The organism is Neorhizobium sp. T7_12 (genome assembly GCF_002968535.1).
GTDB lineage: Bacteria > Pseudomonadota > Alphaproteobacteria > Rhizobiales > Rhizobiaceae > Neorhizobium > Neorhizobium tomejilense.
Window position 1 is genome coordinate 49,953 of sequence record NZ_PVBK01000014.1, and the last position, 12,624, is coordinate 62,576.

At 59.8% G+C, this 12,624-nt stretch carries 13 protein-coding genes; 7 read left to right on the forward strand and 6 right to left on the reverse strand.

Features of this window, described 5'->3' with window-relative positions:
* The first annotated feature begins 10 nt into the window (after positions 1 to 10).
* The 4 genes from C5J26_RS23965 to visR all read left to right on the forward strand — a co-directional run bounded on the left by C5J26_RS23965 (position 11) and on the right by visR (position 4,131).
* Positions 11 to 400 carry a hypothetical protein gene (locus C5J26_RS23965; RefSeq protein ID WP_046664774.1) on the forward strand — a complete coding sequence of 130 codons (390 nt, stop codon included), beginning with the start codon at positions 11 to 13 and terminating at the stop codon, positions 398 to 400.
* Positions 401 to 572: 172 nt separating this feature from the next.
* Positions 573 to 2,243 (forward strand): flagellar basal-body MS-ring/collar protein FliF, encoded by a 1,671-nt coding sequence (gene fliF / locus C5J26_RS23970; RefSeq protein ID WP_105404067.1) that lies wholly within the window; start codon positions 573 to 575, stop codon positions 2,241 to 2,243.
* A 414-nt stretch (positions 2,244 to 2,657) separates the two neighbouring features.
* Positions 2,658 to 3,371 carry a transcriptional regulator VisN gene (gene visN, locus C5J26_RS23980; protein ID WP_245282687.1) on the forward strand — a complete coding sequence of 238 codons (714 nt, stop codon included), beginning with the start codon at positions 2,658 to 2,660 and terminating at the stop codon, positions 3,369 to 3,371.
* Positions 3,372 to 3,384: 13 nt separating this feature from the next.
* On the forward strand, positions 3,385 to 4,131 hold the full coding sequence (gene visR, locus C5J26_RS23985) for a transcriptional regulator VisR (RefSeq protein WP_105404069.1): 747 nt from the start codon (positions 3,385 to 3,387) through the stop codon (positions 4,129 to 4,131).
* 45 nt (positions 4,132 to 4,176) lie between these two features.
* Here visR and C5J26_RS23990 read toward each other — a convergent pair whose 3' ends face one another.
* The 6 genes from C5J26_RS23990 to motA all read right to left on the reverse strand — a co-directional run bounded on the left by C5J26_RS23990 (position 4,177) and on the right by motA (position 9,482).
* A complete protein-coding gene (locus tag C5J26_RS23990) occupies positions 4,177 to 4,611 on the reverse strand; it encodes a hypothetical protein (protein WP_046630669.1) in 435 nt (144 codons plus the stop codon).
* Between the two features lie 5 nt (positions 4,612 to 4,616).
* Positions 4,617 to 5,696: a flagellar biosynthesis protein FlhB gene (gene flhB, locus C5J26_RS23995; protein WP_105404070.1), complete on the reverse strand. Its 1,080-nt coding sequence runs from the start codon at positions 5,694 to 5,696 to the stop codon at positions 4,617 to 4,619.
* 212 nt (positions 5,697 to 5,908) lie between these two features.
* A complete protein-coding gene (fliG, locus tag C5J26_RS24000) occupies positions 5,909 to 6,961 on the reverse strand; it encodes a flagellar motor switch protein FliG (protein ID WP_105404071.1) in 1,053 nt (350 codons plus the stop codon).
* A 28-nt stretch (positions 6,962 to 6,989) separates the two neighbouring features.
* Positions 6,990 to 7,586, reverse strand: coding sequence for a flagellar motor switch protein FliN (gene fliN, locus C5J26_RS24005; protein ID WP_105404072.1), 597 nt, complete (start codon positions 7,584 to 7,586; stop codon positions 6,990 to 6,992).
* Positions 7,587 to 7,659: 73 nt separating this feature from the next.
* Positions 7,660 to 8,613 (reverse strand): FliM/FliN family flagellar motor switch protein, encoded by a 954-nt coding sequence (locus C5J26_RS24010; protein WP_172724252.1) that lies wholly within the window; start codon positions 8,611 to 8,613, stop codon positions 7,660 to 7,662.
* Positions 8,613 to 9,482, reverse strand: a complete 870-nt coding sequence (gene motA / locus C5J26_RS24015; protein ID WP_105404074.1) for a flagellar motor stator protein MotA — start codon at positions 9,480 to 9,482, stop codon at positions 8,613 to 8,615. The genes C5J26_RS24010 and motA overlap by 1 nt, the downstream gene beginning before the upstream one ends.
* A 200-nt stretch (positions 9,483 to 9,682) precedes the next feature.
* On the opposite strand from motA, the gene C5J26_RS24020 reads away from it, so the two are divergent.
* Genes C5J26_RS24020 through fliI form a run of 3 tightly spaced genes read left to right on the forward strand, consistent with a single transcriptional unit; the run spans position 9,683 to position 12,621 of the window.
* Complete coding sequence (locus C5J26_RS24020; protein WP_105404075.1) at positions 9,683 to 10,462, forward strand: DUF1217 domain-containing protein; 780 nt, start codon at positions 9,683 to 9,685, stop codon at positions 10,460 to 10,462.
* Between the two features lies 1 nt (position 10,463).
* The gene (gene flgF / locus C5J26_RS24025; RefSeq protein WP_105404076.1) at positions 10,464 to 11,201 is read left to right on the forward strand and encodes a flagellar basal-body rod protein FlgF; all 738 of its coding nucleotides are present in this window, start codon (positions 10,464 to 10,466) and stop codon (positions 11,199 to 11,201) included.
* A 22-nt stretch (positions 11,202 to 11,223) separates the two neighbouring features.
* Positions 11,224 to 12,621, forward strand: a complete 1,398-nt coding sequence (fliI, locus tag C5J26_RS24030) for a flagellar protein export ATPase FliI (protein ID WP_105404077.1) — start codon at positions 11,224 to 11,226, stop codon at positions 12,619 to 12,621.
* Positions 12,622 to 12,624 lie beyond the last annotated feature (3 nt).

The following is a 12,624-nucleotide window of genomic DNA, read 5'->3' on the forward strand; positions in this document are numbered from 1 at the left end:
GAAAGAAGCCATGAACGACATCGTCAAGACGCCAATCGCTCCCTTTGAGGAATCTCTTCCAGAAGTCCTGATGCGTCTGGTCTCGGAGCTTCATGACGTCGCATACCTGATCGAACGGGTCGAGCCGCAGCTTCTGGAGCTCGGCGGCGAAACGATCCTGCAGTCGCCGGACAGCTTGAAAGTCCTGCAGGGCATCGACCTGGCCGTCCAGAAGACGCGCGGCCTTGCAGAATTCGTCGACACGATCACCGGCGGCATTCCGAGCGACTGGATGGTCGATGTCTCGACCGCCCTCAATCTCGTCAAACTCGCCGACATGCAGAAGGCGCTCACCAACGGCATGCGCCACGGCCATTCCCAGCCATTGAGCAAGGCAGCCGGCGATTTCGATTTTTTCTGATCGCCAGCCCTGACATGCATGCTTCGGCCATGACGGCCCAGGCCCCCGCCAGTCTCACAATCCCATCCACAATCGCCAAAACCATGCGCCCGCGAAACGCTCGCACAAGCTTCGCTTCTTAGGGTGCGATTGAGCATAGGCTCGAATACCTAGTTGGCGATGTGGGAACAGAATGAATCTGTTGGCTCAATTATCACAAGTCTTTAAAAATCTGGCCGGTTTAGGCCAGACGCGACTTATTGCTTTAGGCGCTGTCGGCGTCGTTTCAATTGCGATCGTCATTGCTGCGGCCCTCTTCGTTAACAAGCCGGCCTACGAGACGCTCTATGTCGGTCTTGATACGGCCGACCTCAACCAGGTAAGCATCGCGCTGGCCGAGGCCAACATGTCCTTCCAGGTCGGTACGGACGGTACGAGCCTTCAGGTTCCTGCCGGCTCGACCAGCAAGGCGCGGCTTCTGCTGGCCGAGCGGGGCCTGCCGAACAGCACCAACGCCGGTTACGAACTCTTCGACAATGTCGGTTCGCTCGGGCTGACCTCCTTCATGCAGGAAGTCACCCGCGTTCGCGCCCTTGAAGGTGAGATCGGCCGGTCGATCCAGCAGATCAACGGCGTCAACGCCGCCCGCGTTCATATCGTCATGCCGGATGTCGGCAACTTCCGCAGGGGTGAGCAGAAACCGACGGCATCGGTGATGATCCGGGCCAGTTCGACGACGGGGCGCAAGGCTGCTTCGTCCATTCGCCACCTTGTCGCCTCCGCAGTTCCCGGCCTCGACGTCGACGACGTGACCATTCTGGATTCCGCTGGTCAGCTGCTCGCCTCAGGCGACGAATACGGCGGCAGCGAAATGAACAAGTCGCTGAGCATCGTCCAGAACGTTCAGCAGGAAATCGAAAACAATATCGACAAGGCGCTGGCGCCTTTCCTCGGCATGGACAATTTCCGTTCCAGCGTCACGGCGGCCCTGAACACGGACAGCCAGCAGATCAACGAGACGGTGTTCGATCCGAACTCCCGCGTCGAACGTTCGGTCCGCACCACCAAGGAAGCGTCGAAATCGCAGCAGACCCAGGACGACAACGCCACGACCGTCGAGCAGAACGTGCCGCAGGCCGCTCCGCCTCCGGGTGGTGCGAACGGTCCGAAATCGTCTGATCAGTCCGATAAAAAGGAAGAGCAGACCAACTACGAAATCAACCAGAAGACCGTCGCCACGACGCGCAACAGCTACCAGATCGAGAAGGTTTCGGTTGCCGTCGTCGTCAACAAGGGTCGTATCGCGAAAATGGTCGGCGAGCCGGCTGACCAGGCAAAGGTCGATGCCTATCTCGCAGAGATGCAGAAGATCGTGGCATCCGCAGCCGGCATCAATGCCAACCGCGGCGACATCGTCACGTTGACGGCTATGGACTTCCTGGAAAACCAGCTGCTCAGCGAAGCCTCCAGCGGACCGGGCGTGATGGACATGCTGAGCCGGAACGTCGCAGGCATCATCAACTCGCTCGCCTTCGTCCTGGTAGCTTTCCTGGTGGTCTGGCTCGGTCTTCGCCCGCTCATCCGCACCGTCAGTGGCAACAGCGTCGCCGGCGAAGCAGCGGACGGCGCAGGTCTGGAACTTCCGGACTTCTCGCCAACGACGGGCAGCCCGGCACTCATGGACGGTTTCGGCTCCGACTTCGGCTTCGACAGCTCGAACGACATGCTGGGCGGTGGCGACGACGAGGGCTTCAACCGCCGCGTCAAGGAAGGTCCCGAAAAGCGCCTGGCCCGGATGGTCGAAATCTCCGAAGAGCGCGCCGCCAAGATTCTCCGCAAGTGGGCACTCGAAAAGGCAGCCTGACGGGGTATCACGAAAATATGATCGCTATGGGCCGGACCTTGTCCGGCCCATTTCTTTTCAGCCCCGCCGCACACTTGGCGCATTTATCTATATGGCGAATCAGCATGAATATGGCGCAACTGGGGAAATCCGATGTCGAGGCGATGGTAATTCGCAACGCGTCTCCTACAATGGCCTTGATTCGTACAATCACTTCCAGAGGTCCCAAAGAGGTGGAACTGCTGAAACTCTCGGTGTCTACGACGAGGGAAGGCGGCGACCACCATTATTCTTGATGTATTTGCTAAATCCGGGATCGTTTCGGCGCTGGAGGGGTTGTATGGGAATCGCAACATGCCGCGATGCGGGCATTCATGATGAATGCGCCACGTGGCGGGGAGCAGGTACCGAATGGAGTTGTCGGGGGTAGAAAAGATGACGGAGGGGCGCTCCTATGCGGAGTCTGCCGGCTCCAGAGGACTCTCGCGTGAGCAATTGGTACGCCGTCTTTCGGTTTTGGCGGGCTCCAACAACATTCAGGCGGTCATGCGCCTGCTCGCGGATTACGTCGGCGCTTCTCATTTTCTGCTGGCCCGCTACGACCTCATCCAGGAACAGGGCCTCGATTTCATCGTTACCTCCAACTGGCCCTTTGATCTCGTACGGCGCTTGGGCTCGGAGCTAGCAAGCGGTTATGCGCGTTCCACAGAACTGGAAAAATGCCTCTCGCTGCTGACCCCCAGCTTTGCCTTGTTGCCTGACGACATCGTGCCGCCGGACGACATCAGCCGGCAGTATTGCGCGCTGACCTTTTGCGTCGGCAGGACGCGGTTCTCGCTGATGCTGCTGTTCCTCGACGGCATCATCCTGTCGCAGGAACGATTGAGGGAGGTGGGCTTGTTCGCCGCCTACGGCGCCAGTTTTGGAGAAAATGCCGACGCCAGGACGGAGCGTGATTTCGAACTGACGGAACGCGAGCTGGAATGTCTCTTCTGGATTGCGGAGGGCAAGACCAGTGACGAGATCGCCGTGATCCTCGGCATATCCCGCAATACGATCAACAACTACATTACCAGCGTGATGCGCAAGACGGCAACCAAGACTCGCTCCGAGGCGATTGCCTACGCCGTTCGCAACAACTTAGTTTAGGAAAATAATTTCAATGGGTTATTCGCGCAGCGGCACGGCAGACGGACCTGGAAGCATCCAGTATCTGCGCCTCCAGCGCGCATCGAGCCGCTCGGACATCTTTCCGAAACTCGTCGCCATGCAGAAGAACCTGAAGGCGCGGAATTTTGCGGTTTTCCGGATCGCCGGCGCTGGGTTGCCCAACAAGCGCAAGCTTGTATGCGAGCTCGAAAACTGGGGAGCCGGCGCGCTCGAGAGCAGCAACCAGCTCATCGGTGTTTATGGCGAGGCGCTGCTGGACCATATCGAGACCTCGCTTCTGCCGCTGATCTGGAACGGATCGGAAAATACCAGTTTTGCCGATGCGGGCGAATTTTCGCCATTGACGCACCGCCTGGATTCCAGCGTCGTTCCTTTTTCGGGGATCGCCTTTCCCGTGCGCCTCGGTGCCCTCGGCAACGGCTACGTCGCTTTCTTCGGGACATCGATGGATTTGGTGAGCGATGTGATCATCGACCAGCATGTCAGGAGCTGCCAGGTGGTTATGGACCTCCTGGCGCTTGACGAACGCCGCAGCGTTCCCGCGGAATCCCTGAGCGAACGCGAGATTGCCTGCCTTCAGCTGGCCGGCGACGGCCGTATCAGCGAAGAAATTGCCGAGAAGCTCGGCCTCTCCGTCCACACCGTCAACGCCTATCTCGGCTCTGCCACCATCAAGCTCGATTCGGTCAACCGTATCCAGGCGATCGCCAAGGCGATCAGGCTCGGTTACATCCACTGATCCGTTCGGAGAAGAGCCCGGTTTTCCGTTTTGGGGTGGGGCAGTTCATATCTGCGAGTTGCTGGTCTTCACGAACTTGGCGTCCTGGAGGCTCTTTGCCAGGAAAGCTGTGTTGTCGTGGGGATCCTCGAAGGGGGCCTGGAACGCAATGTGGTCGATTTCGAGGGCTGCCAGCTGGTCGGCCAGCGTCAGGCGCGCATAGACCGAAACACCGCGCGGCTTGATTTCGAGGTCGAGGACGACTTCCGGCTTGCCGTTCCATTCGAGCTTGTAGTCGCCGCCGGCGCCGAAACTGACGGTCCCGGGGTGGAAATAGAGCTCGGCTGCTGAAGACACGAGATCGGCAAGGCTGCTGTGGCACTCTAGACGTAGAAGTGAGATGAGATCGCCGGCATCGAGCAGGCGAAGTTCCGAAGCCACCGGGCTGATTGCTTGTGCAACGATTTCTTCCCGTTCGGTGGAGTAGGTGCATTTCTTCATGACGCTCAGCGTGTCCGTTTTTTGAGCGACCGGGAAGCGTAGACCCGGTGCACGAGTTCTGCCACAGCCTTGTAGAAGACTGGCGGAATGACACTATCCGCCGAGACTTGCGCAAACATGGAGCGCGCCAGGGGCGGATCCTCGAAAATGGGGATATCGTTTTGCTCGGCGATTTCGCGAATCTTGAGGGCAATCAGGTCTTGGCCCTTGGCGACGACGACCGGGGCGTCGTTCTCCTCGCGCACGTAACGCAGCGCTACTGCAAAGTGAGTCGGGTTGGCGATCACGAGAGTGGCGCGCGGCACGTTGTTGATCATCCGCCGGCGGGCACGGTCTCGTGCGACCGATTTCTGGCGCTGCTTGACGATCGGGTCGCCCTGAGCCTGCTTGTATTCGTCCTTGACCTCCTGCTTGGTCATCTTGAGTTCGTTGTACCAGTGATAGCGCGTCCACAGCACGTCGACCACGGCAAGTATTCCCGCCGACAGGACGACCACGATCACCATTTGGCGGATGACTGAATCCAGTTTTACGAGGATGACCTGCGGATCAGAGAACATCGCGTCCAGCGAGGAGAGATATTCGCCGCGCAATGCGAAATACATGATCACGGCCACGATCAGGATCTTGAAGATCGACTTTCCGAACTCGACGAAACCCGGAACGCTGTAAATCCGCCCGAAACCCTTGGTGGGTGAAACGCGGGAAATCTGCGGCCGCACGCGCTCGAGGACCAGCGACGGCATGTTCTGTGCGAACGACGAGCCAAGCCCGAAAATGATGAAGAGCAGCATAACCGGAGTGAGGAACGCCGCGATCGCCCAGCCGAGATGGACGCTGAGCGAGACGACGTCCGTGGAATTTTCGAGCCGCCACTGATCCGGCTGTTCGAAAAGGTCCTTCAGCGTCTCGGCCATTTTTGCGATGTTCGAGGGCAGGAAGAAGACGAGAAAGACATAGAATGCCAGCATGGAGGCGAAAAGCGGCACCTCTCGGGAGACCGGGACGTTACCCTTGTCTGCCGCTTCCGACATTCGTTTGGCGGTCGGGTTTTCTGTTTTACTGTCTTTATCGTCGTCGGACACGGCTTTGAACCAATCGGTCTTCCGGTTGCGAGGACGTGGCTCAAACGAATCGGCCGCCGCCGCCCGCGATGTTACCGCATCGCCTGCTAGCCGCTAATCGAGTCAAGAAAAAGACTGTGGGTGGCCGGAAAATATCGGCGAAAGGTTGGTCAAACGAAAGCGGAGCGGGAAATATCCCGCTCCGCTTCCTTCGTGGTGCCTCAGTCGGCAGGTCAGGCGGCCTCGGCCGGCTTGTCGCCTTCCTTCTTTTCTTCCTTGAGCATGATCTGGCCCGAATTGGCGAGCCGGATCGCTTCCTGTGCGATCGCGCGACGGGCGATCGCCACTTCGCGCGGATTGAGGTTCATGTTCTGAACCGCGAGATCGCTTTCGATCATGCGGCGCTGGCGCGGGCTGATGGCCGCGAGAACACATTCCTTGATCTCGTTGGTCGCACCGCGCAGCGCCATCGTGAGAATGTCGCCGGCGACGTCGTTGAGCAGCATGACGCGGCTGCGCTGCGGCATGTAGAGCAGGTCTTCGAAGAGGAAGATCTTCGGGCGAACCTTGTTGACGGAGTCCTTGCTGATCGTCTCGAGGGAGTTGAGCAGGGTATCGACTTGGCTCTTATCGAGTTCGTTCATCAGCTCGGCGACCTTGTTCGAGCCATTCGAGTTGCGTTCGGCTTCGATTGCCGCGATCAGTTCCATCACCCGGTTCTCGATGATCTGCGCGGCCTTGGGGCTGACTTCCTTCATGTTGACGGCGCGGTTCATGATATCGGCGCGGCGGCTGTCGGGAAGCTGGAGAAGGACCTTGGCGCCAAAGATCGATGGCATCTGCGAAAGAATGTAGGCGACCGTCTGAGGATGTTCGCGCGACAGGAATTTGCCCACGAATGCCGGATCGGCATCCTGCAGGCGGTCCCAGATATTGGCCTGGTAGTCGTCGAACGCGGTGCGGCGGCCGAGCAGCCCGTCGACTTCTTCGGGTGTCAGGCCCGCTTCGAGAATTCCCTCGATCGCGGCGGCATTATCCATGAGACCGGTGCCCTCGGTGAACAGGTCCTCAAACTCGTTGACGAGTTCGAGGAGTTCGTCGGGGGGGATGGCGCGCAGGCTCTGGGCACAGGCAATGATATTCTGCAGCTCGGCCTGGGTGAAATACTTGAGAAGTTTGCCAGCGACGCCCTTGCCCATAGCCAAGAGCACTGCCGCGGCCTTTTCGGCCTTGGATAACGGTTTCGTCGAGAGGGCGCTGCCACCGAAATCGTCAAAGTCCATCATGGTCTTCCTTCTCTGTCCCAAACAGGGATCAGGTTCTTCTCGTGCTCAGTACTTCCGTCAGTCGCACACCGAAACGCGTGTCATCATTTTCCAGCACGGTGATCTCACCCTTGCCGATGCGGCGTCCGTTGACCACGATTTCAACCGGCTCGCCGATCTTCTTGTCGAGTGCGATCGTCGCACCCTCTTCGAGGGTCATCAGGCCCGACACCTGCATGCGGCTCGTACCGAGCACGATCTCGACGTCGATCGGGATATCCATGATCAGGTCGAGATTGGCGTTGAGCGCGCTGCCCGGTTCCTGGTAGGCGGCGCTGCTGGATGTCGAGCTGCCGAAATCGTTGCCGCCGAAGCTTTTTGCGCCGCCAAAATCCGAGGCACCACCACCGAAGCCGCTGCCGAATGTATCAGCCTGTGCTTCGAAGCCGCCGCCGAAGGACGGGGCGTCGGCAGAAAAATCGGAGGTTGCGGACGAGCCGAAATCGGCATCGAAATCAGGCGCGCCGCCATCGGCATCCGTCTTCAAGACGCCGCGCAAATCGTCGATGGCCTGATCCAGATCGGCATCATTGCCGATCGGCATCAGCGAGTCGTCGTCGGTGAGAGGTGTCTTCTTCGTAGCCATGCGGTGATTATTCCTGTTGAAACTTGCGTCAGCCTGCCTTGGCGAAAAAGCCGGCAACAGGCTGGCCGCGGGTCTAGCCTATCAGGTGTTGGAGAATCTCGTCGTCCGTGCTGATGTTATCCTTTACGCGGACTGTATACCGCTCGCCGGACCGCCCGAATTCGCACGAATACATATCCCGGCCGTTTGCACTGACCTGAACCTGGACATCGCGCTTGTCCTGGAAAGCGATCACGTCGCCGGCTGCGAGCCGCGAGATCGTACCGAGGGTCAGCTTCTGCAGGCGGATACGGGCTTCGAGGGTGACATGCGAACGGCGGACCTGGTCGTTCATGCGGTCCGTCCATTCCTGCTTGGCCTTGGAAGCCTGAGCCTTCGCCTTCGGCGCGGTGACCTTGGTCTTCAGGAAAGCACGCTGAGGGATGACGAGAGCGAATTCGGAGGTGACCGAACCGAGCTCGAACGCCATGCGGATCGAGACGCCGAATTCCGGGCGTGCCAGATCGTCCGGCTTTGGGCGGTCTTCGGCGTTGTGAGGCCGTTCAAGGGCCGCTTCGAAGCTCCCCTGGGCGTTGACGCCGGAGCGCAGCACATTGGCGATCCGCTCGAAGACCACCACGGCGAGGTCGAGTTCGATATCGGAGAGGGGACGTTCGATCGGCTGTACGATGGTCTCGAGCGCCGAGCCCAGCATCAGTTCCATGAGCGCAATCACGAAACTGTTGCCGCAGCCGAGCACGAAGTTCGGCGACCAGTTGCGCAGGGATCCGTCGGAAAGGGCAAACCCATCGCCGAGATCGGCGATGAGATCGGTCATCAAGCCGGACGTGCAGCTCACGTAGGAGACGCCGATCCGGATGCCGGTTTCGCTGTGAAAGACGTCCGGCAGGAATTCTGCATAGAGCTGCGCGAATTCGCTGCTGATCTTCTCGACGGTCTTCTTGTCGCCGAGGCCTCCGGTCAGTTTTGCCAGGAGCGCCAGGTCCATGCCCGACGCCGGTGATTGGTTTGCTTGGTTCGACGTCATCATGCCGCCTTTTCTCCACCAGGATTCATCATTTCCTGCTCGACCGAGTCGATCGAGGGCCGTTCTTTGTTGGAAATCGTCTTACGTCCGTATTCGAGCGCGACCTGCGGCACGGAGCCGTTCATGTAGGCAAGCAGGGTCTGCTTGACGATGATGTACAGGCGATGCTGCTTGGTGCGGACGATCTTGATCTGGGAGGTCAGCGGGTTGCAGACCGAATAGGACAGGAAGATGCCGAGCATGGTGCCGACGAGAGCCGCACCGATGAGGCCGCCGAGAACTTCCGGCGACTCGTTGATCTTGCTCATCGCCTTGATAACCCCAAGAACGGCGGCGACGATACCGATGGCCGGGAACGAGTCACCCATCGCGGTGATCGCGTGATAGGGCTTCATCTTGTCGGAGAACATGGTGTTGATTTCTTCATCCATCAGCGCCTCGATCTCGTGGGAGCGGGCATTGCCGATGATGATCAGGCGCACGTAGTCGCAGATGAAGGCGGTCAGTTCCTTGTTCTTCAGGACCGTCGGAGCGGTCTGGAAGATCGGCGATTCCTCCGGATTGTCGATATGCGCCTCGATTTCGTTGCGCGACTTGGTTCTGAGGTCGCGCATCAGCGAATAAAGCACGCCGAGAACGTCCAGATAGTTCCGCTCTTTCGGTACGGTGTTCTTGAAGGCCTCTCCGAGCGCCTTGCCGCTATCCTTCACGACCTTCATCGGGTTGGCCATGATGAAGCCGCCGAGACCGGCGCCGCCGATGATCAGAAGCTCATAGGGCTGGATGAGGACGTCGATGTGGCCACCCATGGCCATGAAGCCACCGAGAATACAGCCAACGGTGATGACAAAGCCGATAATAATATTCATCGCGTACCTGTGCCCGATCGTTTTCGTTTGTCTTGGGGATAAGACGTCTGGCTTGCGTGAGGCTGGCTGTGGAGACGTCAACGAAAGCAGGTCCGGAACAGCTTCGCACAAGTCTTCGAGCCTAGTTCTGCCGACGATCGGACCGGATTGCCCGCTCCGCAGCGACGTCCGCCGCTTCCGCGGACTTAGGTAGAGCTATCGTGATCACGACCTATACCAGCTACGCAATGATCAGCCGCGACATGTCGAAGTCGCTGGAACGCGTCGCCGAAAAGCCGGAAGTTGCGCGCGAGAGCGAATATTACCTCTCCAAGATCGGCAGCATCAAAACCATCGACGACTTCATGGCCGATACGCGCATCTATAATTACGCGCTGAAGGCTCACGGTCTCGAGGACATGGCTTATGCCAAGGCCTTCATCCGCAAGGTCCTGACGGAGGGCACCGACAACAAGGCAGATTTTGCCAACCAGCTCTCCGACAGTCGCTATTCGCAGCTCGCCGAATCCCTGAATTTTGCCGCCTTCGGCACCACCGCCACCTCCTTCGACAGGGCCCAGAAGGGCGTCGTCGACAAGTTCCAGCGCCAGACGCTGGAAGAGGATGCGGGCGTCGACAACATGGGCGTCCGGCTGGCGCTCTATTTTGAGCGCACCGCCCCAACGATCAAATCCGGCATGGAAGTTCTTGCCGACGATGCGCTTTCGGAAGTCATGCGCACCGCGCTTGGCATGTCGGCTGAGATGATCGGCGCCGACCTCGACCGCCAGGCCAAATACATCGAAGACACGGTCAAGATCGCGGATTTCCAGGACCCGGCCAAGGTCAACAAATTTCTCGAGCGGTTCACGGCGATGTGGGAGATCAGCAATCCCACCGAGAGCTACGATCCGCTCGCCGTCTTCAATTCCCCATCCTCGAGCGGAATTTCCACGGATCTTCTGATCTCGATCAATAACCTGAAACTCGGAGGCAAATGATATGCAGTCCGGACTTTACGTCGGCATCTCTTCCCAGATCGCGCTCGAGCGTCGCTTGAACACGATCGCCGACAATATGGCCAACATGAACACCGTCGGCTTCCGTTCCACGGAGGTCAAGTTCGACGAGGTCTTGAGCAAGACACAGAACGATATCGGTGCAAAGGTCGCGTTCGTCACCCAGGGCAACGACTATCTGTCGACCCGGACCGGCGAAATGCAGCGCACGGGCAACCCGCTCGATTTCGCGATCAAGGGCAATGCCTGGTTTGCGATCGATACGCCGGGCGGCCAGGTGCTGACCCGCGACGGCCGTTTCACGATGGATGAGCTCGGCCAGCTCCGTTCGATCCGCGGTTATGCGGTTCTCGATGCCGGTGGTGCCCCGATCCAGCTCAACCGCGACGGAGGCCCTCCGACTGTCGGCTCCGACGGCATCATCCGGCAGAACGAACAGCCGGTCGCCAGCCTCGGTCTGTTCACGGCTGACGTCACGAAGGGCTTCGTCCGCCACGACAACTCCGGCGTCATCACCGTCGATACCCCGCAGCCGGTGCTCGAGGGCATCGATAACTCCGTCGTCCAGGGTTACCTCGAAGGGGCGAACGTCAACGGCATCCGCGAAATGACCCAGCTGATCCAGGTCAATCGCGCTTTTGAAAGCATCTCGTCGCTGATGCGCGACAGCGAGACCTCGCTGGACGATGCGATCAAGACACTCGGCGGCTCCAACGCTTAAACGATAGGAAAGAGGGCCCACCATGATGGAAGCGGCTATCCTCGATGCAGTCAACGGCGGCAAGCTGGCCCAGCTTGCCGGCCTTTCGGCACGTTATTCCGACCCGGCCTTCTCGGTCGCCCACGGTGGTCATGTCAGGACCATCGCTGCGGGACATTATACCGTCGCGGGCTTGTCGAAACACGTGCGGCTTGGCGAATTCGTCGCCCATCGCAGCGCGACCGGCATCCATCTCGGCGAAGTGGTTCGCGTCGAGCCGGACATTATCTACGTCTGCCCGATCGAACCCGGCGAGCCGATCGGCATCGGCGATACGGTGATCCGCAAGGGCGCCTTCCGTGTCGCGCCCGACAATAGCTGGTGTGGACGCACGATCAATTCGCTCGGAGAGCCGATCGACGGCAAGGGTCCGGTTGGGCGCGGCCTTCATCCGCGTTCGATCGCCAATACCGCACCGCCTTCGATGACGCGCAGCCGCGTCGAAAAGGGTTTCAGGACCGGGGTCCGGGCAATCGACATCTTCTCGCCGCTCTGCCTTGGCCAGCGTCTCGGCATTTTCGCTGGCTCGGGCGTCGGCAAATCGACGCTTCTCTCGATGCTCGCCAGAGCCGACTCCTTCGACAAGGTGGTGATCGCACTGGTCGGAGAGCGCGGCCGCGAAGTGCGCGAATTCATCGAGGATACGCTCGGCGAGCACATGTCGAAATCGATCGCCGTCGTCGCGACCAGCGACGAAAGCCCGATGCTGCGCAAGATGGCCCCGCTGGTGGCGATCACCATAGCCGAGCATTTCCGCGACCAGGGCGACAACGTCCTGTTCATCGCCGATAGCGTCACCCGTTTTGCCCACGCCATCCGCGAAGTCGCCGTTGCGGCCGGCGAACCGCCGATCGCCCGCGGTTATCCGGCGTCTGTCTTCACCGAGCTGCCGCGCCTGCTTGAACGCGCCGGCCCGGGCGTCGAGGGTACAGGTACGATCACCGCGATCATCTCGATCCTCGTCGATGGCGACAACCACAACGACCCGATCGCCGACTCGACCCGCGGCATTCTCGACGGTCACATCGTTCTCGAGCGTTCGCTTGCCGATGAGGGCCGTTACCCGCCGATCAACCCGCTCTCCTCGATCTCGCGTCTTGCCCGCAAGGCCTGGACCGAGGATCAGGAAAAGCTGGTGTCGCGCCTGAAATCGCTGGTGCACCGCTACGAGGAGACCCGCGACCTGCGCCTGATCGGCGGTTATCGCGCCGGCAGCGATCCGGATCTCGACATGGCGATCAAGCAGGTTCCGGTCATCTATGAAGTCTTGAAGCAGACGCCGGGAGAAAAGCCGGCGCTCGACGCTTACGCGGATCTGGCCAATGCGCTGCGCGCGGCGGCAGGGCAGGGCAATCCGCAGTCGGCAATAGCCAGAAGGTGATTA